The organism is Tessaracoccus coleopterorum, assembly GCF_011174705.1.
Lineage (GTDB): Bacteria > Actinomycetota > Actinomycetes > Propionibacteriales > Propionibacteriaceae > Arachnia > Arachnia coleopterorum.
In genome coordinates, this window is the sequence record NZ_JAANIJ010000001.1 from 1,096,759 (window position 1) to 1,117,428 (window position 20,670).

The following is a 20,670-nucleotide window of genomic DNA, read 5'->3' on the forward strand; positions in this document are numbered from 1 at the left end:
GGAGAGTTCGACCCGGAACGTGTCGATGCCGTCACCCTCGGTCCAGTCCCAGTCGAGGCGGGGCGCCCACGGTCGACGGCGAGGGGCGGAGGGCACCGTCGACGCGGAGGCCGGTCGCCCCGGCTGTCATTTGAGGGCCCCGGAGGTGAGGCCACGCTCGAAGTACTTCTGGAAGGCGACGTAACAGATCACGGTGGGCAGCGCGATCAGGCACGAGGCGGCAAAGACCTTGGTCTGGTCGGCGGCGAAGCGGCTGACGAAGAAGGAGGGAAGCAGCGTCAGGGTCTGCTGCTCCGTCTTCTGCAGGAAGATGAGCGGGAGCAGGTACTCGTTCCAGGCGCCGACGAACGACCAGATCGTGATCACCGCGATGACCGGCCGTGACAGGGGACGATGATCCGCGTGAACACCACCCAGGTGGAGGCGCCGTCGACGTGGGCGGCCTCGATCAGCTCGTCGGGGATGCCACTGATGAATCCGCGGGCCAGCAGGACGTTGAAGGCGATCTGGAGTGCGGCCAGGGGAGCACGACGGCGAGGGGGCTGTTGTAGAGGCCGAGCGTGCGAACGGTGATGAACAGCGGGACGGTGAGCGCCGCCGTCGGGAGCGTGAGCGCGGCCACCAGGAAATAGAAGATCGTCTCCCGGAACCGCAGGTCCAGCTTGGCGAGCGCGAACGCCGCGGTGAGCGTACACACAAGCGTCAGCAGGACGACACCGGCGGCGATGACGACGCTGTTGCGGGCGAACTGGCCGAGCTCGGGGCGGGCGAGCACGGCCCCGAAGTTGGCGATCGCCCCTCGCCGGAGCTGGCGAACGCCACCATGATCACGAACGGCACCACGAAGGGCACGATGGCCACCGTCAGGGCGACCTGCAGGAAGACCCGGGACGACCGGCTGCGCAACTCGATCAACTGACTGCCTTCCGGGTGACCCTCAACTGGAGGAATGCGAGCACCAGACAGGTGATCACGAGGAGAACTGTGAGCGCTGCGCCGTAACCGGCCGCGTAGTTCTGGATCGCCTGCTGATAGATGTATGTGGCCAGGAACTGGGTCGAGTTCGCGGGCCCGCCCTGCGTGATGATCTGCGGGATGTCGAAGATCTTGATGGTGCCGATGGTGGTGAGCACGAAGAGCGTGATCGTCGTCTGGCGGACCATCGGCAGGATGACGGACCAGAGGAGCCGGGCGTTGCCGGCTCCGTCGATGCGGGCGGCCTCGATCACGCTGGTGTCGATCTGGCTCAGCCCGGCGAGGTAGAGGACGAAGCAGAAGCCGGTTCCGCTCCAGATCTGGATCAGGCCGAGCACCCAGATCGCCGTGTTCGGGTCGGCGAGCCAGGCGTGGGAGAACGCGCCGAGCCCGATGGCTCGCAGGAACGTGTCGACCTGGCCCCGGGCTGAACATCTGGACGAACACCGGCGCCATGACCGCCGGGGCGAGGACGACGGGGAGGAAGATGATCACCTTGTAGAAGACCGCGAGCCGCACCCGCGATGTCAGCACGACGGCGAAGCCGAAGCCGAGCGCGAGCTGGATGGGGATCAACAGGAAGAAGTAGCCGACGTTGCGGACCGCCATCCAGAACCCGGGGTCCTGGATCGCTCGGACATAGTTGCCGAACCCGACGAAGTCCCGCCTGGGGCTGATGCCGTTGGTGTCGAACATGCTCAGGTAGCCGGTGTAACCGATGCTGAAGTACACGAGGCCACCGGTCAGGAGGATGGCCGGCACCAGGAAGAGGTAGTGGCGGGGTGGTAGAGCCGCCGGGAACGGCGGCCTCGCGACACGGTGGGCGTGTCGCCGGCCGGCACCTGTTCGGTGCGGGCCGCTGTCTGGCTCGAGCTGGTCATGTCTCTCCGGGTCAAGGTGACGGAGGACGGCGCGTGGGACACACACCGCCCTCCGCGGGGGAAGGTCGTCAGCCTCGCTTGACGGCGTCCGAGGCGGCCTGCAGGGTCTGCAGAACCGTGGCGGAGTCGACGCCGGTCGCCGACGACTGCAGGGCAGTGGTCAGCGCGGTGACGAGCTCGGGGTACGTGATCGCCCGGGACTCAGGGGCGTTCAGGCCCATCTCGATGATGTTGGCAAGAGGCTCCTTGACGAGCTCGGGGTAAGCGAGGCCCTGGGGCTCGATCGAGACACCCTGGACGCTCGGCAGGCCGGCGAGGCTCTGCGCGGACATCTCCTGGTACCCGGTGGGATCGATCGAGAACCAGTGGGTCCAGACGGCCGCGGCGGCCTTGTTCTCCGAGTCCTTGTTGATCGCCATACCGCTGGAGACCGAGGCGGCCAGCGTCGTCGGGCTGTCGCCGAGCGACGGGAACGGCACGAGGATCGTCTCGAGCGGGGTCGGGTTGCTCACGCCGGCGCTGCCCTGGTTGGTGATGCTGGTCTCGGCGATGAAGTCGGTGGCACCCAGTAGCCGATCGGCGAGGCGACGGCGTCACCCTGCAGCCACGTGTACCAGGCGTCGGTGTAGAGGTTCATGCCCAGCGCACCGTCCTGGAAGATGCCGTTGCTGAACATCTTCTGCCACATGTCCATGGTTTCAACCAGGCCGGGATCGGTCCAGTCTCCACCCTCGACGGCAGCCCAGAACTTGCCGGGCGCGACGCTGCTGGCCATGGCCTGGAAGACGTCCTGGGCGACCCAGCCGTCCTTGGCGCCCATCGAGATGCACTGCTTGCCCTTGGCGGTCACTTCCCCGCAGAAGGCGGCCAGTTCGTCGAGGGTCATCTGGCCCTCGGGAAGGTCAGGCCGAGTTCGTTGAGGAGTCCGACGTTCAGCTGGAGGGTGCCGGCGGCGCTGATGCCGTTGGGTGCACCCAGAAGGCGGTCGCCCGAGCTCAGTTCGGCGATCGCCGCCTCGGGGCGGCGTCCCTCCAGTCGGCGCCCACGCGCGCCTCGAAGATCGGGGAGATGTCCTCGATCAGGTCGGCGAACTGGACCGCCATGGCCGGCTCGACGTGGAAGGCGTCGGGCCCTCTCCGGAGGCGAGGGCCGCGCTCAGCGAGGCGACGTAGTCCTTGTAGGACACCGTCTTCGCCTCGACGGTGATGTTGGGGTAGACCTTGTTGAACGCAGCGATGGCCTCATCGGCCACGTCCGAGGTGTCGCCCCAGTTCCAGAACCTCACCGTGCCGGTGACGGACTCGGGGGCTGCACTCCACCACTCTTCGGTGGTTCCCGCGGACGACTGGGGTTCTGGGGAGCCGGCGGGCGTCGTCGACCCACAGGCGCTGAGCGAGACTGCTGCGGCGACCGTGAGGGCGGCCGCGGCGATCATCGTTGATCGGAACTTCATGAGTGACCTTTCTAGGGTTTCGTCGTACTCCTACCGTTCTCGCAGTGCGGCGTGACCCTTCTGAGGGCAGGCTCGTACCCGAGCCGAGAGGCGCTTCCTGGTGAATCTCAGCTGATCGGGACTGCCTCGTCCGTCTGATCGGGACTGCCTCGTCCTGGTACGGTGGTGGTGCTGCTCTGCAAGATTAAACGTTACATCAATCATGACCGAAGCACGTTTGCGCGTCAAGTCTTTGGTCCCGGGAAGTGAGAATCGGGCAGTACCGCAGGGTAGTCGGACGGGGCACAGACCCCGACGCGCGCGAGCGCGGCCGCCACGGCGATGTGCACACAGCGGTCGTTCCGCGAAGAGACGCGGACATACTTCAGCATCCGCTGCGCCGTCGGCGACTTCCGGCAGATCTTCGCCGCCCACTCCAGGCCGACGCCCTCCAGCTGCTCGCGCGGGCACGCCAGGTGCACCATGCCCATGCGGTGTCCATCCTCTGCATCGTGGACGTCGACGAGGAAGCCGATCGCCTACCCCGGCCGCATTCACACCATCCGCGATACCCTCGCGACCGCACGTTTGGAAGCAGGGGTCCCCGATCGCCAGGGGCCGACGTGTGACCCGGCAAACAGGAAAAAGCCCTCCAATCCGAACTTGGAGGGGTTTCGGCCTTGTCAGAGGCCATCTCGGCTCCCCGGGTAGGAGTCGAACCTACTTCGCTAATCCTGATTCAAAGTCAGGCGGGCCCTGCCGAAAGACCAACCGGGGAACGGCCCCTGCGGGCCGAGCCTTGAGTCTATCGTCAGCCACGTGACGCGACCAGCCGGACCCGCACGGTTTGTCCACAGGCCCGGGTCGACACGTGACGCGCGGGCGCTGCCGCCCGATAGTTGGACACAACCGATCTGATGAGAGGAGTGTCGGCCATGGAGAAGATCCGGTGCTTCGGCGCGGGCGACCCGCTGTACGAGGCGTACCACGACGATGAGTGGGGCCGTCCGGTCGACGACAGCCCCGACGAGCACGCGCTGCTCGAACGGATCTGCCTGGAGGGGCGCAGGCGGGCCTCAGCTGGATCACGGTGCTTCGCAAGAGGGAGGGCTACCGCGAGGCCTTCCACGGCTTCGACCCGGAGAAGGTCGCGGCGATGACCGACGAGGACGTCGACGCTCTGATGGGCAACGCCGGGATCGTGCGCAACCGGCAGAAGATCGAGGCCACCATCGGCAACGCTCGCGCGCTGCTGGAGATGCACCGTGACGGCGAGCGGCTGGGCGACCTGATCGCGCTGCACACCCCGGCGCCACGCGGGAGGGCACCCCTCACCTTCGCCGATGTGCCGACGCAGACGGCGGAGTCGGCCGCTCTCAGCCGGGAGTTGAAGAAGCGTGGTTTCCGCTTTGTCGGCCCCACCACGATGTATGCCACCCTGCAGGCGATCGGGGCGGTCGACGACCACATCCGAGGTTGCTTCCTGGCGCGGGCGGCCGACTGAGCCGGGCCCGGGCGGGATCAGGCCCGCGGCCCCCCATGACCGCAGGCCCGACTCCCCCTCGCCCTTCCCGGTATCGGCCAGGCACCGGCGCCGAGCCGTCCGCGTCGCCGGACACCCGTCAGGAGTCACCGTCGGCCCCCGTGATACATGCGCGCCACGACGAACCGAAGCAGACGTAGGCGCCCGCTGCGGGGGTGCCGTTGACGGCGGCCGAGAGTGCCGTCGCCGCGTCCAGGCCGGCGATCAGGCCCGCGTGGTAGCGGGCCATGACGGTGGCGGCGAGCCGGTCACCCACCGGCGCGACGGGCGCGACGACGCACGCCACACCCGCCGCGAGAAACGCCGCGGTGAGGCCCAGCGGCTGGTCCCCCGGGCTGTGCGAGGCACGGCCCACCTCGCAGGCCGACAGCACCACGTGGCTGGCGCGGACGGGGCCGACGTCAAGTTCGTGGGCGACGACGATGCCCTCGTCGAGCAGCAGATTGGAGAACAATGGGTTGTCACCGCGGTGGGTGCCGTGCGCCGCCACGTGCACCAGATCGCAGTCGGCGAGCGCCTCCGCGAGCGACCCGGGGTGGGGGTCGCTCCCCATGCGCGCTGTATCTCGCTCACCTCCCTACGGGCCCCATCCAGGTCGGGGCCGGCCAGGGCCCCGACCACGGGCCCCTCGATGCGTCGCGCACCGGTGGCCCATCCCGAAGCCGTCGGGGAGACCGTAACGGGACGGTCGAGCAACGCCGACCAGGGGACGCCGGTGAGCACGCGCGACGGCACCACCACCAGTTCGCGGCCCAACTCGCCCAACGGCTCGATCACGGCCCGGCGCAGCGCATCCAAACGGGCGGCGAGCGAGGCCCGCACCACCGAGCCGACCGGATGCCCGTCGGGCAACGACGCCTCGGCGGCGAGGTCGCTGTGGACGGCGGCCACGAGCGCGGCCAGCACGTCCTCGTCACCGAGGCGGACCCGCCGGGCCCCACGGCCGTCAAGCAGCGCAACCCACGTCTCCCTCCCCCGGGCACACAGATCGCCAGGGTCGCCCCCGCCTCACGTGCGGCGGTGCGCAGCCGGGACGCTGGGAGGGTCTCGGCCGACAGGGGGACGGTCGGACGGGTCGTCCAACTCCTCGCCCGGAGCTCCCGTTCGGCCTCGATCACGTTCCGGCGCAGCGCGGCGTCTCCGGGGCGCCCGCGAACTCGGCGCGCACCCTTCGCAGCTGAGCCACCGCCATGGCGACCATCGGGTCGGGGTCGGGACGGACCCTCGGCATCGGCCGGGCGGCGGCCCGCCACCGCTCGGCCGCGTCAACGAGGGCGTCGACACCCCGCCGACCTGGGAGCCGCTCGGCCAGGTCCAGGTCGAGGGCCAGCGCAGGCTGCCCGTGGAGGGCGACCGCTGCCCGCAGGTCGAGGCTAGCCACGCCCAACTGCGCCCTGAGCAGCTCGGCGCTCGCAGCCCGCATCCGACGCCTGGCCGAACCGGTCGCGCCCATGGCCGCGTCGTAGCGGGCGAGCGCGACGAGGCCCGCGATCCGCCGCGACACGACCGGTGACGAGGCCAACGCCCGCACCGCCCGGAGCAGCTGCACCGGCGGTTCCCCTGCCAGCTGCTGCAGCGCGATGGCCGCGGCCGGTTCCGCCACCCACCGGTCACGCTCCGTCGAGGCCTCCTCCCACAACCGGAGGGCCGCCGGGGCTCGGGCGGGCGATCAGCGCCGCGAGCCGACATCGTCGTTCCCAGAACGGCTCGTCGCGGGCGGCGAAACTACGGGCGGCGCGGCGCGCATGCCGGATGGCGTCGTCGGAGCGGCCGAGCAGCAGTTCGGCCCGGGCTCGCTCGAGGTCGGCCTCGGCGCTCACCTGGCGTCCGGCCCGGGCAGCGCTCCGAGGACGTCGAGCGCCTCCTCGGCCAGGCCCGCCTCCAGCATCACCCGGGCCCTGTCGAGCCTGGCCACGCCACGGTCCACATCGACCTGCAGGTCGTCAGCCTCCCCGTCGCGGCCAGCGCCGCGGGCAGGTCGCCGCGGAGGAACTGCACCCAGCCGAGGTTGTGCCCGGCGATGAACGCGAGCGGCAGCAGTTCGAGGGAGCGGGCCAGCTCGGTTGCCTCCATCAGGTCGGCCGCGGCCTCGTCGAGGCGCCGGAGTTCAGAGGCGAGCGTCGCACGGTTCACCAGGAACCGCACCCGGTCGGGGTCGGGTAGGGCGGCGCCGTCGATGCGGGACAGCACCCGCCAGGCTCCGCGCAGGTCACCGCCGCGGGCCCTGAAGATCCCGCCCTGCACGGCCGCTGCCGCCGTGACGGCCGGTAGGCCCGCGCGGGAGGACGACCTCCGCAGCCGGTCGAGCACCGCGAGCGCCGCGTCCAATCCCTGCCGCTCGAACGTCACCCATGTCGAGGAGATCCGGATCCGGAGCCGCAGCTCGACGTCATCGGGGCGCACGCCTCGATGGCGCGCCGCAGGAGACGGTCGGCCCGGTCGGTGCGCTGCTGTGCCAGCGCAGTCCGGGCCGCGTCGTAGAGGTCCTGCGCCTGTGCGCTCACCTACACCTCGATGCTCGGAGTGATGACCGGCCTGGCCCCTCCCTGTCCGGGTGATGCGGAACCGGACGGGCCCGTGCGGCACCGAGGTCCACACCAGTCGGCCGGTCGCATCCGAGACCGTCTCGAGCACCTCGGCACCGGTGAGGAGCTGGACGGCGATTCCGCCGCCGGTGACCCAGCCATCGATCCGCACCCGTCGCTCCACCTCGGTGAGGGTGATCATCAGGCTGAGGGAGGAGGCCGTGAAGGTGATGGTGGTTGCCGGTTCCGACCGTACGACCTCGAGCCCGCCGTCCACGAGGACCGCCAGTTCAGCCTCCATGAGGGCGACGGAGACGGCCGTCAGCATCCGGTCGGTAAGGCCTTCGGGACGGGGTCGTGCAGGTCGGCCGCCCACCCGATCCGGTCGATCAGTTCCATGTCGTCGGCTGTGAGGAAGGCATCGGGGTCGTAGGCGTTCATCGGTCGCTCCAGGCAGGATCGGTCAGCAGTGCGTCGCGCAGCGCGGCGAGGCAGCGGCCCCGCGTCGGCCCGATCGAACCGACCGGCATCCCGAGGGCGGCCGAGATGGCCGAGTAGTCGGGTACGGCGGCGAACGCGACGACGCGCAGCAGCGCCTGGCAGCGGGGTTGAGGGAGGTGACGTGTCGCCACAGGAGCGCTGCGCGGTCGTTGGTCTCGACGACGGACTCGGGGCCCGGCGCCGGGGAGACGGGCTCGACCTCCATCGGCTCGGTCCGCGGACGGCCCGCCACCCGCCACGCCTCGCGACGGACGGTGGTCAGCAGCCAGGCGAACACCGCCTGCGGATCGCGGACGGCCTGCGCGTTGCCTGCCAGCGTGACCCACCCGTTCTGGACCACGTCCTCGGCCTGGGCGTGGTCGAGGCCGCTCGAGCGGGCGACGGCCCAGAGGCACGGGGTGAGGAGGGTGACGAGGTCGGCCATCCGTCCGGTGTCTCCGCCGAGGTAGTCGCGGAAGGCCTCCGCCGCCTGCCCGGCCAGCGACCCGGTCGCCCCGGGGTGCTCACGGCCTCCACCCCAGCTCACCGTCGAGGGCGACCCAGGCCCGCTTGAGTGCCACTCCGGGATCGGTGTCGGCCAGGCTCCTGTCGGCGGCCAACCGGGCCGCGAGCTGCCCGGCGAGGACCGAGCCGGCGAAGGAGGTGCCCGACCAGGTGCCGAAGCCACCGGTGAAGTCGTCCGGGTCGATCGTGGCGCGGGCGGGTCGCCGTCGAGCCTCGCCGTCGGCTGCAACTCCCCGTTCAGAGTCGTCGGCATGGTACTGACCAACGCGGCCCCGGGCCGGTGGCAGGAGATCCAGTCGCCCGCGTTGCTGAAGTACGACGCGGTCGACCCGTCGGGGTTGAGCGACCCGACGCTGACCAGCGGCACCCGTCCCGGGTCCAGCGTCGGCTCGGTCTGGCCCGCGAAGGCCGCCGGGTAGAGCCGTCGGGTGGTTGCCTGGTTGCCCGCTGCGGCCACCACCAGCACTCCGAGTCGACCGAGCTCCTGCAGGAGGGCCCTGAGCGGCGCATCCTCCAGTTCATCGTCGGGATCCTCGTGGTAGTAGCCGAGCGAGAGCGACAGCACGTCGATCGACTGGGCCGGGTCCTCGAGGCCGCTGACCACCTGCAGCTGCCGCACGAGCAGCAGCGCCAGCACCTGGAGGAGTGCGCCCTCGGGCATCGTGCCCGCATCGTCCAGCAGCGGGATCACCTGGATCCGCGCCTCGGGGCACAGCTGCCTGATGATGCCCGCGATGAAGGTGGCGTGCCCGGCGTCGGCCGGGAGGGCGCCGTCGAGCGGGTTCGAGGGGGCTCCGGGGCGACGGCAGGCACGTCGCCGCCGAGCCCGAGCCGGAGCCCGGCCGCGCTGACGTCGTCGGTGGCCTGCGCCGGATCATCGAACCAGGGATGCTCACCGAGAGCCGTGTCGGGGACGACCACCAGCGGTTGGCGCTTCAGCCCCTGCGGCGCGCGGCCGGGTCGGGAAGCACCACGCTCGCGGGGGCGCGACCGCCGCTGCCTGGGCGGAGATACTCGGTGCCGGCCGGCGCACCCGCAGGCATGGAGACGTAGTAGGGCATGGAGACGTAGTAGGGCATGCCCTGGTACTGCGGGCCGGCCGTAGCCATCACGTGGTCGAGCTGCAGCCCTCTGGCGACCCTGGGTCGGCCCGCCGGGCGGCCTGCAGTACCGGCCAGGCGTCGACGGGGCGCCGCCGTCGAAGCGTTCGAGGCCGAATGAGGTCACCCAGACGTGGTCGAGGACCTGGGCGAAGCGGTCGTCGTCGAGGACCCGGCGGAGCACATCGCCCCGGGGCTCGACCACGCGGATGCCGAGGCCCTCGGAAACCTTGCGGAGGAGCTCCAGCGGAGCGTCCTGCGAGTGTCCCGGGAGCCCGCGGACAAGGACGCGGTTCCCGAGGTACGTGACGGGGTCGGGTGCCCTGCCGGAGGGCAGCGCCTCGGACGCGTTGGGGTCGAGGATGAGGAGAGTGGTTGGGGACACGGAACTTCCTCCGATCGCAGGCCTGCTACACCCGGCAGGAGTCCCCACTCCCTCTCCTGATACAGCTGAGATTCTGGCACCGGCGTGGTGTGGTCCGCGGGCCAAACGCCGAACCGGCCACGGTCGCTCGCCGGGCGTCGCCCACCTTCCGCCGTCGACGCATGCCCGGACGGGCGCGACCTGTGCACTACGGCACGTGACAAGCACGAACGCCGGTGTCGGCGACATGGCTGGCGTGCGCAGGCGAGGTCCGGCCGTCGGGGATCCGGCGGCAACGCCGTCCAAGCTGACACCCGGGCAATCAGTGGCCACTATTTCCAGGCAGACCGACCAGAATCGGCTACTGGCCGATTCTCACGGGGAGGCCCGGCAGGGTCGGCCCGGCCAGGACGACGACGGCAACGCCGTCCAAGCTGACACCCGGGCAATCAGTGGCCACTATTTCCAGGCAGACCGACCAGAATCGGCTACTGGCCGATTCTCACGGGCAAGCCCGGCAGGGGTCGGCCCGGCCAGGACGACGACGGCAACACCGTCCAAGCTGACACCCGGGCAATCAGTGGCCACTAATTCCAGGCAGACCGACCAGAATCGGCTACTGGCCGATTTTGGGGGAGGCCCCAGCCGGGGTGCGGCGGACGGTCGTACGGTAGGTTTCGGAGCGTGACCAGAGCTGTGCGGGTGCGCGTCCCTGCCAAGGTGAATCTGGCCCTGCGCGTCGGCGGGACCGACCCCCAGGGTTTCCACAAGCTCGGCACCGTTTTCCAGGCCGTCAGCCTCGGCGACGAGGTGATCGCCCAGGCCGCCCCGGCGGGCCAGTTCCGCCTCTCCTTCCAAGGTGAGGGCGCGGGCTTCCTGCCCGTCGACGACACCAACCTCGCGATGCGGGCCGCCAAGCTCCTGGCCAGGCGCTTCGGCGTCGACGACGCGGGCGTCACCCTCACCATCCGCAAGCGCATCCCCGTCGCGGGCGGCATGGCCGGAGGCTCGGCCGACGCCGCCGGGGTCCTCGTCGCCTGCAACGCCCTCTGGCATCTGGGGGCGACCCGCGACCAGCTCCAACCCCTCGCAGCCGTCCTCGGCTCGGACGTTCCGTTCCTGCTGCTCGGCGGCACCGCCATCGGCACGGGGCGCGGGATCGACCTCGCCCCCGTCATCACCTCGGGCACCTACCACTGGGCGTTCGCCCTCTCCCACAGCGGTCTGTCCACCCCGTCGGTCTTCGGTGAGTTCGACCGGACGAGCGAGCCGGGCCCACCACGGTCCCGGCCCCGTTGCTCGAGGCGCTCCGCTCGGGCGACGCCGCCGCCGTCGGCGCGAACCTCACCAACGACCTCGAACGCCCCGCGATCGCCCTCCAGCCGAGCCTCGCCCACACCCTGCGGCTCGGCCTCGAGGCGGGGCGTTGGGCGCGATCGTCAGCGGTTCCGGGCCCACCTGCGCCTTCCTCGCCGGCTCCGACGCCCACAGCATCGAGCTCGCCGAGGCCCTCACCGTGTTCAGCGGTGTGCGCGCCGTCCGCCGCGCGTTCGGCCCGTCGCGGGCGCCCAGGTGTTGCCGTGAACGACGAGGTCGACGGCGTCGTCGAGGCCTGGGCGCGGGCCCGGCCTGACCTGAGCCTCGACTCGATGGAGATCTGGTCGCGCATCGACCGGCTCTCGGGCATCCTCGACGGCCACCGCAAGCGCGCCTTCAACGCCCACACGATCGAGGGTTGGGAGTTCGACGTGCTCGCTGCCCTCCGCCGGTCGACGCCGCCCCACCGCCTCTCCCCGGCCAACTGCTGCGCGAGACGCACGTCACCTCCGGCACCATGACCAACCGGGTCGACCGGCTCGTCAAGCGTGGCCTCGTGACGCGGGAGCAGGACCCGAACGACGGGCGCGGGGTGCTCGTGGCCATCACCCCCGACGGCTCCGCCCTCGTCGATGCGGCCATGACGTCGCTGCTGGATCTGGAGCAGGAACTGCTCGCCGGCTGGACGGGGCCGAGCGTTCCCTGCTGGCCGCGATGCTCCGCCGGCTTCTGCTCGCGTCGGAGTGACCCCGCGGGGCCGGCCTCGCCCCGGCGGCGGGGCGCTAGCTGTACTTCCCCGGCAGGTTGTGAACGGGTGAGGTAGGCGAAGACCTCCGTGCAGGATGTGGGTTACCACACTCGCATCTTGCTCACGGAGGTCTTCATGTCCCACGCTAACGCGCCTTTGACGCCGGAGGGGCGTCGTCGTCTTGTTGTTCTCGTCGTCGATCGCGGCTGGTCGCTGCGACGCGCGGCGGAACGGTTCCAGTGCTCGCCGGCGACGGCGAAACGGTGGGTCGACAGGTATCGGGCCGGGCAGCCACTCACTGACCGCAGCTCGAGGCCGGCGTCCTCGCCGAATCGACTGCCGCGGAAGTTGGAGCGGCGCATCATCGCGTTGCGGTTCACGCGCCGGTGGGGTCCGCACCGGATCGCGTATCACCTGCATCTGGCACGCTCGACGGTGGGTCGTGTGCTGGCCCGGTACGGCATGCCGAAGCTGGTGGACATCGACCAGGCCACCGGGCTGCCGGTGCGAAAGCCGAAGCCGAAACGGTACGAGGTCGCCGCGCCCGGGCAGCTCGTGCACGTCGACATCAAGAAGCAGGGCCGGATCCCCGACGGCGGCGGCTGGCACGCCCACGGCCGCGGATCCACGCAGGACCGCGCCGCGGGTTCCGCCCGCGACAAGGCAACGCGGGCAGGAGCGGCAGGCTCCCGCGGCTACCGATACCTCCACCACGCCGTCGACGACCACTCCCGGGTCGCGTACTCGGAGATCCTCGACGACGAACGCAAGGAGACCGCCGCGGGGTTCTGGACCCGCGCGAACGCGTTCTTCCAGGGACTCGGCGTGACCGTCACCGCGGTGATGACCGACAACGGCGCCTGCTACCGATCCCACGCCTTCCGCGACGCTCTCGGAGAGGGCGTCAAACACAAGTGGACCAAGCCCTACCGGCCGCAGACCAACGGGAAGGTCGAGCGCTTCAACCGCACCCTCGCCGCCGAGTGGGCATACGCGAAGCCCTACACCAGCGAAGCCGAACGAGCCGCTGCCTACGAAACGTGGCTGCATCACTACAATCACCACAGACCCCACACCGGGATCGGCGGCCAAACCCCTCAGAACGCGTTCACAACGTCACGGGGAAGTACAGCTAGCTCTTGGCGCCGCGGCGACGCGGTGCCGGCTCGGCGACCGCCGTGGGAGCGACCTGAACGGTCCGCCGGTCCATGTGCTCCATGACGAGCCGCGGGTCGGGCTTGAGGTGGGCCATCCCGTTCCAGGCGAGGTTGATCAGGTGCCGTGCGACGACCTCGCGGGACGGCTCGCGGTTGTCGAGCCACTGCTGCCCCGTCTGGGCGACCAGCCCGACGAGGGCCTGGGCGTAGAGGCGGGCGAACTGCGGGTCGTGGCCTGTCTTGGCGAACTCGGCGCCGAGCAGGTCCTCCACCTGCACTGCGATGTCGCTCAGAATGGACGCGAACGACCCGGACGGCTGGCCCGACGGCATCTCCTGGGGGTCGCGGACGGGTCGCGCGAGAGGATCCGGAAGCCGTCGGGGCATTCGTCGATGTAGCGCAGCAGCGCCATGGCGCCACGCTCGAGCAGCTCCCGCGACCCTGCGCCAGGCGTCGTCAGGGCGTCGCGGATCGCTGTGTGCAGGGTCTTGGTCTCACGGTCGACGACGACTGCGTAGGCGCCCTCCTTGCCCCGAAGTGCTCGTAGACCACGGGCTTGGAGACGCCGGCCCGGGCAGCGATCTCCTCGACGGAGGTGCCCTCGAAGCCGCGCTCGGCGAAGAGTTCGCGGGCGATCTCGAGCAGCTGCTCACGTCGCTCGGCGGCGCTCATCCTCGTGCGGGGACGGCGGGCTCGGGACGCGTTGGGGCGGCTTGACACGCCGCCCATTGTGTCACGCCCCGCCACGGACGGGTCGGGGCCCGACCCGGTCCGCGCGCAGGGACGTCAGTGGGCCGCGAGCCGCATCTCGGCCGCGATGGCCGCGAACGCGTTGACGTCGAGCATCTCGCCCCGCAGCGTCGGGTCGATCCCGGCCCGCGCGATCACCTCGGACGCGGCGGTGGCGCCTCCGAGCGAGCCGGACAGCGCGGCCCGCAGCATCTTCCGGCGCTGCGCGAACGCCGCGTCGATGACGGCGAAGGTCTCCTGCCGCGTGGCCGTCGTCTCCGGGCGGGGCGGCGGGTGATCCGCACCAGGCCGGAGTCGACGTTGGGCACCGGCCAGAACACCTTCGGCGGCACCGTCCCGACGCGGGAGGTCTCGGCATACCAGGCGGCCTTGGCCGAAGGGACGCCGTAGGTCTTCGAACCGGGCGGAGCGACCAGCCGGTCGGCCACCTCCAACTGCACCATCACGAGCCCGCGCGTCCAGTCGGGGAACAGCTCGAACATGCGCAGCAGCACCGGCACCGACACGTTGTAGGGCAGGTTCGCCACCAGCGCGGTCGGCGCGATCGGGAGCGACCCGATCTGCAGCGCGTCCGCCGCGACGACGTCGAGGCGGGACGCCACCTCGTCGCCCATCCGCTCCGCGACCGTGCGCCCCAGGCGCTCCGCCAGCCGTTCCTCGATCTCGACGGCGACGACGCGGGCGCCCGTCTCGAGCAGCCCGAGCGTGAGTGACCCGAGCCCGGGCCCGATCTCCAGCACGACGTCGTCGGCGGTCACGCCCGACAACGCAACGATGCGGCGCACCGTGTTGGGGTCGGTCACGAAGTTCTGGCCCCGCTGCTTGGTGGGTTTGAGGTCGAGTTCGGCGGCGATCCTGCGGATCGACGCCCCTCGAGTAGGCCGGTGTCAGGCATCGGTGCCCCATTTCCCGTAGGCGTTGAAGGTGTTGGTGACGATCTGGTCGCAGAACCGTGCGAGGTCGACGCCGAGCAGGTCGGCGAGGAACCGGACGGTGTGCGGAAGCAGGTAGGGCGCATTGGCCCGGCCGCGGCACGGCTTGGGCGTCAGGTAGGGGCGTCGGTCTCGACGAGGATCCGGTCGAGGGGGTGGCGAGCGCCGCTTCACGGAGGGCTCCGGCCGATCCGAACGTGACGACCCCGGGAACGACAGCCACGCCCGCGCTCCAGACACCGCGCGGCGAAGTCGGCGTCGCCGGAGAAGCAGTGCATCACCATCCTCTCCGGCACGCCGGCATCGTCGACCACCCGGAGGATGTCGTCGTGCGCGTCGCGGTCGTGGATCATCAGCGTGCGACCGTGCTGGTGCGCCCACCCGATGTGTCGCCGGAACGACCTCTCCTGCGCGGCGCGACCCTCCGGTTCCCGGGTGCGGTAGTAGTCGAGGCCCGTCTCCCCGACGGCGACGACGGCGTCCCGGCCCACGAGCGACCCGATCGCCTCCAGTTCGGCCTCGAGCTGCGCCTCGCCTCCCTGAGGTAGGCGCGGGCCGCGTCGTTGGGTGCAGCGCGACGGCGGCCCGCACCGACGGCTCGCGTTCGGCCAGGTCGACGGCAAATCCCGCGCCCGGCACGTCGCAGCCCACCTCGATCACGCGGGTGACGCCGACCGAGCGGGCGAGCCGGAGGTTCTCGTCGACGGGCAGCGAGGAGTACTCACGGGTCGAGTCGAGGTGCGTGTGGTTGTCGATGACGGGGCGCGGCAGCGGCTCCGGCAGCGGCGGCAGGCCCAGTTCGTCGGTGACGCTCATCGGTTCTCCTTGTCGGCCAGCGCGGCCGCGTACAGCTCTTTCCGGTTGGCGCCGGTCAGCTTCGCGATCTCTCCGACCGCGGCTGACAGTTTCGCACCATCTGCCACCCGCTGCCGAACCATGCCGAGCGCGTCGTCGACGGAGGTGGCCACCTCCTCGGCGCCGGAGACGACCACCGTCACCTCGCCGCGGACGCCGTCATGGGCCCAGTCGGCCAGCTCGGCGAGCCCTCCCCGTCGGATCTCCTCGTACGGCTTGGTCAGCTCCCGGCAGACGGCGGCCCGCCGGTCGGCGCCCAGTTGGGCGGCGGCGTCGCGCAGGAACGCCTCGAGCCTGTGCGGCGCCTCGAAGAACACCATGGTGCGCGGCTCGCGGGCGAGGTCGCCGAGCCTGCGGCTGCGCTCCCCCGACTTCCTCGGCAGGAACCCTCGAAGCAGAACCGGTCGACGGGCAGCCCCGACACGGCCAGGGCGGTCAGGACGGCGGACGGCCCGGGCACCGCCGTGACCCGAAGCCCGGCGTCGATGCAGGCGACGACGGCGCGGTAGCCGGGGTCGGAAACCGACGGCATGCCCGCGTCGGTGGCGAGCACCACACGCTGGCCGGCGGCGACGGCGGCGACCAGCTCGGCGGTGCGGGAGCTCTCGTTGCCCTCGAAGTAGCTGACCACCCGGCCCGCGGCTCGATCCCGAGCCGCTTGGTGAGGGTGACGAAGCGACGGGTGTCCTCGGCGGCGATGAGGTCGGCTTCGGTGAGGGTGGTGCGCAGGGCCTCGCTGGCGTCGGTGGACGATCCGATCGGGGTCGCCGCGAGGACCAACATTCCGGCTGGCAGGGCGTTCATGGCATCACCCTATGATGTTTCGTGTGCTGACGACCTTGGCTGCGCTCGATGACGGGCGGCTCCGTGACCGGACCCGCGGTTGGGTCGTCACGCTCTCGATCACCCTGATGGCGTTCCTGCTGCGGCTCTACAACGTGGGATTCCCGAGCAAGGTCCTGTTCGACGAGACCTACTACGCCAAGGACGCCTGGGCGGTCCTGCAGAGCGGCTACGAGCGCAACTGGGCCGAGGGCGCCAACGACCAGATCGTGAACGGCGACACGAGCGGGATGCTGGACACCGCGGAGTTCATGGTGCATCCGCCGCTCGGCAAGCTGCTGATCGGCTGGGGTGAGCAGCTGTTCGGCATGAACTCGTTCGGCTGGAGGTTCGCCTCCGTCGTGTTCGGCACGCTGCTTGTGATGTTCACCATCCGGCTCGCTCGGAGGCTCTCGCGCTCGACGCTGGTCGGCGCGATCGCGGGCATCCTGCTCACCTTCGACGGCCTCGCCTTCGTGATGAGCCGCATCGCGCTGCTCGACATCTTCCAGGCCACGTTCGCCGTGGCGGGCGTGGCCGCGATCGTCGCCGACCGCGACTGGTTCAGACACAAACTGGCCGACCATCTGAGGAAGATCGGCGAGCCTGACCTCGGCGGACGGTTCGGCCCGCTGCTGCTGTGGCGCCCGTGGCGCTTCGTGGCCGGCATCATGCTGGGCGCGTCGTGCGCCGTGAAGTGGAACTCGATCTACCTGATCGCCGCCTTCGGCATCCTCGTGGTGTTCTGGGACATCGGCGCCCGTCGCCTCGCGGGGGCGGGCGCGAAGCAGTGGCTGTCGGTGCTCATCGACGCGCCGATGGCGTTCGTGCAGCTGGTCGTGGTGGCCGTTCCCGTCTACGTCGCCACTTGGTACAAGTGGCTGACCACAACGGGCGGCTGGGGCCGCGACTGGGGCATGCAGAACCCCGACCATCCGTGGGTGAAGCTGCTGGGCGCGCCGCTGGCGTCGCTGCTCGAGTACCACCGCCAGATCTACGAGTTCCACGTCGGCGACTACATGGCGGGCGTCACGCACCCGTACGACGCCAATCCCGCCGGATGGCTGCTGATGCTGCGGCCCATCGGCATCGAAGCCGTCAACTCCATCGAGCCGGGCACCGACGGCTGTCAGGCGGTCGGCACCACCTGTATCCGGGTGATCTCCGGCATGGGCACCCCCATCCTCTGGTGGGCCGCGTTCGCGGCGATCATCTGCGCGCTGGTGTGGTGGATCGGGCGGCGAGACTGGCGCTTCGGCGTGCCGCTGGTGGCGATCGCCGCAGTCTGGCTGCCCTGGTTCCTGCACACCGACCGTCCCAGTTCTTCTTCTACGCCATCATGATCGTGCCGTTCAGCGTCACCATCCTTGCGATGGCGCTGGGAAAGCTCCTCGGACCCGCGAACAGCCCGCAGCGGATCAAGCGGGCGGTGCTGGTCGGGTCGCTGATCGCGCTCATCATCTTCAACTTCGCGTTCATCTATCCGATCCTCACCTCCGAGCTCCTCACCACCAACGAATGGCGCTGGCGGATGTGGTTGGGTAACGCCTGGATCTGAGCCCGGAACACCACCATCCGGCTCGGTCCCACAGGTCTTTTCGGGGCGTGAACGGGTAACGGGTCGGGGTCAGCGCTTGAGGAGACGCATGCCCGCGGCCCTGAGTTGGCTGAGCGGGGGAAGCGCGTTGCCCGAGTTGCGCGCGTCGGCGAGCAGCCGGTAGAGGTACCATCCGCTCGCGGTGCCGTTCATCAACTCGCCGCGCCCGTTGCCGCGGGCGTAGAAACCGCCCGGGATGGCGGAGGCGCCGACGACGGGCGGCCGTGGTCGCTCGGGTCGATCGCCAGCCGGCCGACCTCCAGGTCGCTCCCACCGAGCCGCTCGGCGACGTGGACGCGCAGCTCATCGGTGGCGGCCTCGATGCGTGAGAGGGTCACCTTCTGGCCGAGCACCAGCATCGCCTCGCCCAGCGGGCGCACCATCCAGATGGTGCCACCTGCGCCGAGCGTCACCTCCGTCAGCGGCTCGGGCGGGCCCCGTGGACGACGGGCACCCACTGCGCGGGCCCGACGCGGGCGGTGCGGCCCACGGGCTGATGCCCAGGGTGTCGATGACGGCGCGGCCGCTGGTGGCACCCGGCTCGCGCACCCAGGCCCGGTTGTCGCGGAACCGCACCTTCGTCACACCCTCGCGGCGGGCGATGTGGGTCACCGTGATGGAGTCGACCACCTGGGCGCCCGCCGAGACGGCCGCGGTGCGCAGGGCGGTGCCGTACGCGGCCGGGTCGACGCACAGGGCCTCGCTGACGATGGTGGGGCCGTCGGGCCCGATCAGCAGTTCCGCCTCGGCTCCCACCTCCCGGAACAGCTCGACGATGCGCCTGCTCTCCTCGGGGTCGCCGCCGGGCAGCGACCGGTCGCGCAGCGGGAGCCGGGTCACGTCGTCGGAGATCCGGGCGATCTCCCGCATCCCTCGATGTTGCGCATGACGTGTTCGCGTGCGGCAGGTATGCCGTAGGCGTGGGCCATGTTCGCGATGGTGGACGCGTGGCCCACGCCCGCGATGCCGTGGCCGATCGCGGCACTCATGCCCTCGGGGTTCGGATCGAGCACCACGACGTCGTAGCCGACCTCCGCCAGGCGCCGCGCGGCCGTGAGGCCGGCAACGGTCGCCCCGAGGACAAGTACGTCGTGTGCCATGGGCCAACCCTAGCCGGGCACACGCCGCGGGGTCGGGGCCCCGCCGTTCAAACAGTGGGTGGCGTCCCACGGCCGCGTCGCCGCTCGCTAACATGCCTCGGACGAAAGGAACCACCCCATGTGGAAGCTGCACAACAACGGACGACTCCTCCCGGAGCGGTCGTGAAACCAACGGAACGGCTCTCATGGGGCAGGACCATCGGTCTCGGAGCCCAGCACGTGGTCGCCATGTTCGGCGCAACCTTCGTGTTCCCGCTGCTGATGGGCCTCAACCCGCAGCTCGCGGTGATGATGTCGGGCGTCGCGACACTCATCTTCCTGTTCGTGGTCAAGCACCGGGTGCCGAGCTACCTCGGCTCGTCCGCGTCGTTCGTCGGCGTGGCGACGGCGATCTACACCGCGGGTGGTAACCCGGCAGACCTGACGGGCGCACTGTTCGTCGTCGGCCTGATGCTGTTCATGGTCGGCCTGATCATCCACTTCGCCGGGGCCCGGGTGATCCACCGCGCCCTTCCGCCGGTGGTCACCGGCGCGGTCGTCATGCTGATCGGCTTCAACCTCGCCCCGTGGTGGCCAACGTGTACTGGCCGGTCGACCCGTGGCTCGCCTTCACCGTCATGATGATCGTCATCGTGTTGTCGATCGGACTGCGCGGCTTCCTCGGGCGCATCGCGATCTTCCTTTCGCTCGTGATCGGCTACCTCCTCAGCTGGGTCGTCGACAGGGTGGCCGGCCCACTCAGCACCAACGAGGCGGGCAACCCCGTCTACCGCGTCGACTGGTCGGGCGTGCAGAGCGCCGACTGGTTCGGCCTGCCGCCGGTCACCGACCTGCAGAACTGGGTCTACAGCACCAACCCCGCTGAGATGGCGGGCAACGTCGTCGGCTTCCACCTGCCCCACTTCAGCCTCGCGGCCATCGTCGTCGCACTGCCTGTCGTGATCGCGCTGATCGCGGAGAACGCGGGCCACGTCAAGGCCGTCGCCGAGATGACGAAGGAAGACCTCGACCCGATGATGGGCCGCGCGATCGCCGCCGACGGCGCCACCTCCATGCTGGCCACCGTCGTGGGCGCCGGCCCGACCACCACGTACGCCGAGAACATCGGCGTCATGGCCGCCTCGCGCGTCTACTCGACGGCCGCCTACTTCGTGGCCGCGATCGTGGCGATCCTGTTCGGCTTCTCGCCGAAGTTCGGGGCCGTGATCTCGGCCACCCCGTCCGCGGTGCTCGGTGGCATCACCGTCGTGCTGTACGGCATGATCGGCCTGCTCGGCGCGAAGATCTGGCGCGAGAACCACGTCGACTTCGGCAACCCGCTGAACCTGATCCCGGCCGCGGCGGGCATCATCATCGGCATCGGCAACGTGTCGGTCCCGATCGGCGACAACTTCCAGCTGGGTGGCATCGCGCTGGGCAGCCTCGTCACGATCGGCGTCTACCACCTGGCCCGCCTGATCGCCCCGGCGCAGATGAAGGCCGAGGCAGACGGCGCCTCACTCATCTACGACACCCCGGCATGTACGCCGAAGGCGACTCCGAGGACGAACAGGGCCGCTGAGCCCTG

Annotated in this window: 23 protein-coding genes, 1 tRNA gene and 8 pseudogenes; 8 read left to right on the forward strand and 24 right to left on the reverse strand. The window is 70.4% G+C overall.

All coding sequences use genetic code 11. The annotated features are described in order from the left end of the window. Nucleotides 1–126 precede the first annotated feature (126 nt). From G7085_RS06925 to G7085_RS06940, 5 genes are read right to left on the reverse strand one after another with little or no spacing between them, the layout of a single operon-like run. A complete protein-coding gene (locus G7085_RS06925; protein WP_197510394.1) occupies nucleotides 127–366 on the reverse strand; it encodes a carbohydrate ABC transporter permease in 240 nt (79 codons plus the stop codon). Beyond that, the gene (locus G7085_RS34375) at nucleotides 363–521 is read right to left on the reverse strand and encodes an ABC transporter permease subunit (RefSeq protein WP_408647185.1); all 159 of its coding nucleotides are present in this window, start codon (nucleotides 519–521) and stop codon (nucleotides 363–365) included. The genes G7085_RS06925 and G7085_RS34375 overlap by 4 nt, the downstream gene beginning before the upstream one ends. Next, complete coding sequence (locus G7085_RS06930) at nucleotides 449–775, reverse strand: ABC transporter permease family protein (RefSeq protein WP_231979305.1); 327 nt, start codon at nucleotides 773–775, stop codon at nucleotides 449–451. The genes G7085_RS34375 and G7085_RS06930 overlap by 73 nt, the downstream gene beginning before the upstream one ends. Continuing rightward, a complete protein-coding gene (locus tag G7085_RS34380) occupies nucleotides 703–906 on the reverse strand; it encodes a hypothetical protein (RefSeq protein ID WP_197510396.1) in 204 nt (67 codons plus the stop codon). The genes G7085_RS06930 and G7085_RS34380 overlap by 73 nt, the downstream gene beginning before the upstream one ends. 5 nt (nucleotides 907–911) lie before the next feature. Next, nucleotides 912–1,313: a carbohydrate ABC transporter permease gene (locus G7085_RS06940; RefSeq protein WP_331715527.1), complete on the reverse strand. Its 402-nt coding sequence runs from the start codon at nucleotides 1,311–1,313 to the stop codon at nucleotides 912–914. Nucleotides 1,314–1,323: 10 nt separating this feature from the next. Here G7085_RS06940 and G7085_RS06945 point away from each other — a divergent pair, with 10 nt between their 5' ends. Then, nucleotides 1,324–1,764 (forward strand): hypothetical protein, encoded by a 441-nt coding sequence (locus tag G7085_RS06945; protein WP_197510397.1) that lies wholly within the window; start codon nucleotides 1,324–1,326, stop codon nucleotides 1,762–1,764. A 160-nt stretch (nucleotides 1,765–1,924) separates the two neighbouring features. On the opposite strand, the gene G7085_RS06950 is transcribed toward G7085_RS06945, so the two are convergent. The 5 genes from G7085_RS06950 to G7085_RS06970 all read right to left on the reverse strand — a co-directional run bounded on the left by G7085_RS06950 (nucleotide 1,925) and on the right by G7085_RS06970 (nucleotide 4,066). Then, complete coding sequence (locus G7085_RS06950) at nucleotides 1,925–2,368, reverse strand: type 2 periplasmic-binding domain-containing protein (RefSeq protein WP_197510398.1); 444 nt, start codon at nucleotides 2,366–2,368, stop codon at nucleotides 1,925–1,927. Further along, complete coding sequence (locus G7085_RS06955; protein ID WP_197510399.1) at nucleotides 2,365–2,742, reverse strand: hypothetical protein; 378 nt, start codon at nucleotides 2,740–2,742, stop codon at nucleotides 2,365–2,367. The genes G7085_RS06950 and G7085_RS06955 overlap by 4 nt, the downstream gene beginning before the upstream one ends. 192 nt (nucleotides 2,743–2,934) lie before the next feature. Continuing rightward, complete coding sequence (locus G7085_RS06960) at nucleotides 2,935–3,291, reverse strand: extracellular solute-binding protein (protein WP_197510400.1); 357 nt, start codon at nucleotides 3,289–3,291, stop codon at nucleotides 2,935–2,937. A gap of 242 nt (nucleotides 3,292–3,533) precedes the next feature. Further along, nucleotides 3,534–3,779 carry a hypothetical protein gene (locus G7085_RS06965; protein ID WP_197510401.1) on the reverse strand — a complete coding sequence of 82 codons (246 nt, stop codon included), beginning with the start codon at nucleotides 3,777–3,779 and terminating at the stop codon, nucleotides 3,534–3,536. Between the two features lie 208 nt (nucleotides 3,780–3,987). Continuing rightward, nucleotides 3,988–4,066, reverse strand: a tRNA-Gln gene (locus G7085_RS06970). A gap of 157 nt (nucleotides 4,067–4,223) precedes the next feature. On the opposite strand from G7085_RS06970, the pseudogene G7085_RS06975 reads away from it, so the two are divergent. Then, nucleotides 4,224–4,792 (forward strand): annotated as a pseudogene (locus tag G7085_RS06975) (DNA-3-methyladenine glycosylase I). Nucleotides 4,793–4,910: 118 nt separating this feature from the next. Here the strand turns inward: G7085_RS06975 and G7085_RS06980 are convergent. The 6 genes from G7085_RS06980 to G7085_RS07005 form a co-directional block, all read right to left on the reverse strand. Next, nucleotides 4,911–5,384: a CHAT domain-containing protein gene (locus G7085_RS06980; protein ID WP_197510402.1), complete on the reverse strand. Its 474-nt coding sequence runs from the start codon at nucleotides 5,382–5,384 to the stop codon at nucleotides 4,911–4,913. 561 nt (nucleotides 5,385–5,945) lie between these two features. After that, the gene (locus tag G7085_RS06985; protein ID WP_197510403.1) at nucleotides 5,946–6,434 is read right to left on the reverse strand and encodes a hypothetical protein; all 489 of its coding nucleotides are present in this window, start codon (nucleotides 6,432–6,434) and stop codon (nucleotides 5,946–5,948) included. Nucleotides 6,435–6,441: 7 nt separating this feature from the next. Continuing rightward, nucleotides 6,442–6,651 (reverse strand): hypothetical protein, encoded by a 210-nt coding sequence (locus G7085_RS06990; RefSeq protein ID WP_197510404.1) that lies wholly within the window; start codon nucleotides 6,649–6,651, stop codon nucleotides 6,442–6,444. Between the two features lie 67 nt (nucleotides 6,652–6,718). Then, nucleotides 6,719–7,684: a tetratricopeptide repeat protein gene (locus G7085_RS06995; RefSeq protein ID WP_197510405.1), complete on the reverse strand. Its 966-nt coding sequence runs from the start codon at nucleotides 7,682–7,684 to the stop codon at nucleotides 6,719–6,721. Nucleotides 7,685–7,819: 135 nt separating this feature from the next. Continuing rightward, complete coding sequence (locus tag G7085_RS07000) at nucleotides 7,820–9,097, reverse strand: sigma factor (RefSeq protein ID WP_331715947.1); 1,278 nt, start codon at nucleotides 9,095–9,097, stop codon at nucleotides 7,820–7,822. Next, on the reverse strand, nucleotides 9,049–9,846 hold the full coding sequence (locus G7085_RS07005; protein WP_197510407.1) for a hypothetical protein: 798 nt from the start codon (nucleotides 9,844–9,846) through the stop codon (nucleotides 9,049–9,051). Before G7085_RS07005 ends, G7085_RS07000 begins: the two co-directional genes overlap by 49 nt. A 699-nt stretch (nucleotides 9,847–10,545) precedes the next feature. Between G7085_RS07005 and G7085_RS07010 the strand changes: the two genes are divergently transcribed. The 4 genes and pseudogenes from G7085_RS07010 to G7085_RS07020 all read left to right on the forward strand — a co-directional run bounded on the left by G7085_RS07010 (nucleotide 10,546) and on the right by G7085_RS07020 (nucleotide 13,026). Next, nucleotides 10,546–11,409, forward strand: a complete 864-nt coding sequence (locus G7085_RS07010) for a GHMP family kinase ATP-binding protein (protein ID WP_197510408.1) — start codon at nucleotides 10,546–10,548, stop codon at nucleotides 11,407–11,409. Beyond that, entirely contained in the window at nucleotides 11,406–11,663 is a 258-nt protein-coding gene (locus tag G7085_RS32230) for a hypothetical protein (RefSeq protein ID WP_331715528.1), read from the forward strand. The genes G7085_RS07010 and G7085_RS32230 overlap by 4 nt, the downstream gene beginning before the upstream one ends. Next, nucleotides 11,660–11,965: a MarR family winged helix-turn-helix transcriptional regulator gene (locus G7085_RS32235; RefSeq protein WP_331715529.1), complete on the forward strand. Its 306-nt coding sequence runs from the start codon at nucleotides 11,660–11,662 to the stop codon at nucleotides 11,963–11,965. Before G7085_RS32230 ends, G7085_RS32235 begins: the two co-directional genes overlap by 4 nt. A 60-nt stretch (nucleotides 11,966–12,025) precedes the next feature. Then, nucleotides 12,026–13,026, forward strand: a pseudogene (locus G7085_RS07020) (IS481 family transposase). Here the strand turns inward: G7085_RS07020 and G7085_RS34385 are convergent. The 4 pseudogenes from G7085_RS34385 to rsmI form a co-directional block, all read right to left on the reverse strand. Then, a pseudogene (locus G7085_RS34385) lies at nucleotides 13,023–13,719 on the reverse strand (TetR/AcrR family transcriptional regulator). The pseudogenes G7085_RS07020 and G7085_RS34385 overlap by 4 nt on opposite strands. A 114-nt stretch (nucleotides 13,720–13,833) precedes the next feature. Further along, nucleotides 13,834–14,692, reverse strand: a pseudogene (rsmA, locus tag G7085_RS07030) (16S rRNA (adenine(1518)-N(6)/adenine(1519)-N(6))-dimethyltransferase RsmA). Further along, nucleotides 14,685–15,545: pseudogene (locus G7085_RS34390) on the reverse strand (TatD family hydrolase). Before G7085_RS34390 ends, rsmA begins: the two co-directional pseudogenes overlap by 8 nt. Next, nucleotides 15,542–16,388, reverse strand: a pseudogene (rsmI, locus tag G7085_RS07040) (16S rRNA (cytidine(1402)-2'-O)-methyltransferase). The pseudogenes G7085_RS34390 and rsmI overlap by 4 nt, the downstream one beginning before the upstream one ends. 14 nt (nucleotides 16,389–16,402) lie before the next feature. Between rsmI and G7085_RS07045 the strand changes: the two are divergent. Beyond that, nucleotides 16,403–17,964: pseudogene (locus tag G7085_RS07045) on the forward strand (dolichyl-phosphate-mannose--protein mannosyltransferase). Nucleotides 17,965–18,033: 69 nt separating this feature from the next. Here the strand turns inward: G7085_RS07045 and G7085_RS29800 are convergent. The 4 genes from G7085_RS29800 to G7085_RS07060 are packed head-to-tail and all read right to left on the reverse strand — an operon-like array spanning nucleotide 18,034 to nucleotide 19,103. After that, entirely contained in the window at nucleotides 18,034–18,156 is a 123-nt protein-coding gene (locus G7085_RS29800; RefSeq protein WP_269451801.1) for a hypothetical protein, read from the reverse strand. Beyond that, entirely contained in the window at nucleotides 18,156–18,341 is a 186-nt protein-coding gene (locus G7085_RS07050; RefSeq protein WP_197510409.1) for a hypothetical protein, read from the reverse strand. Before G7085_RS07050 ends, G7085_RS29800 begins: the two co-directional genes overlap by 1 nt. Next, nucleotides 18,307–18,873 carry an FAD-dependent oxidoreductase gene (locus G7085_RS07055; RefSeq protein ID WP_197510410.1) on the reverse strand — a complete coding sequence of 189 codons (567 nt, stop codon included), beginning with the start codon at nucleotides 18,871–18,873 and terminating at the stop codon, nucleotides 18,307–18,309. Before G7085_RS07055 ends, G7085_RS07050 begins: the two co-directional genes overlap by 35 nt. Further along, on the reverse strand, nucleotides 18,840–19,103 hold the full coding sequence (locus G7085_RS07060; RefSeq protein ID WP_197510411.1) for an FAD-binding protein: 264 nt from the start codon (nucleotides 19,101–19,103) through the stop codon (nucleotides 18,840–18,842). Before G7085_RS07060 ends, G7085_RS07055 begins: the two co-directional genes overlap by 34 nt. A gap of 118 nt (nucleotides 19,104–19,221) precedes the next feature. Between G7085_RS07060 and G7085_RS07065 the strand changes: the two are divergent. Beyond that, nucleotides 19,222–20,664: pseudogene (locus G7085_RS07065) on the forward strand (uracil-xanthine permease family protein). Nucleotides 20,665–20,670 lie beyond the last annotated feature (6 nt).

Coding starts and splice junctions, on each gene's coding strand:
- G7085_RS32235 (WP_331715529.1), top strand. CDS start 11,660: ATGACCAACCGGGTCGACCGGCTCGTCAAGCGTGGCCTCGTGACGCGG.
- G7085_RS06955 (WP_197510399.1), bottom strand. CDS start 2,742: ATGACCCTCGACGAACTGGCCGCCTTCTGCGGGGAAGTGACCGCCAAG.
- G7085_RS06960 (WP_197510400.1), bottom strand. CDS start 3,291: ATGATCGCCGCGGCCGCCCTCACGGTCGCCGCAGCAGTCTCGCTCAGC.
- G7085_RS06995 (WP_197510405.1), bottom strand. CDS start 7,684: ATGCTGACGGCCGTCTCCGTCGCCCTCATGGAGGCTGAACTGGCGGTC.
- G7085_RS07055 (WP_197510410.1), bottom strand. CDS start 18,873: ATGCGGGAGATCGCCCGGATCTCCGACGACGTGACCCGGCTCCCGCTG.
- G7085_RS06980 (WP_197510402.1), bottom strand. CDS start 5,384: ATGGGGAGCGACCCCCACCCCGGGTCGCTCGCGGAGGCGCTCGCCGAC.
- G7085_RS06965 (WP_197510401.1), bottom strand. CDS start 3,779: ATGGGCATGGTGCACCTGGCGTGCCCGCGCGAGCAGCTGGAGGGCGTC.
- G7085_RS29800 (WP_269451801.1), bottom strand. CDS start 18,156: ATGAACGGCACCGCGAGCGGATGGTACCTCTACCGGCTGCTCGCCGAC.
- G7085_RS07060 (WP_197510411.1), bottom strand. CDS start 19,103: ATGGCACACGACGTACTTGTCCTCGGGGCGACCGTTGCCGGCCTCACG.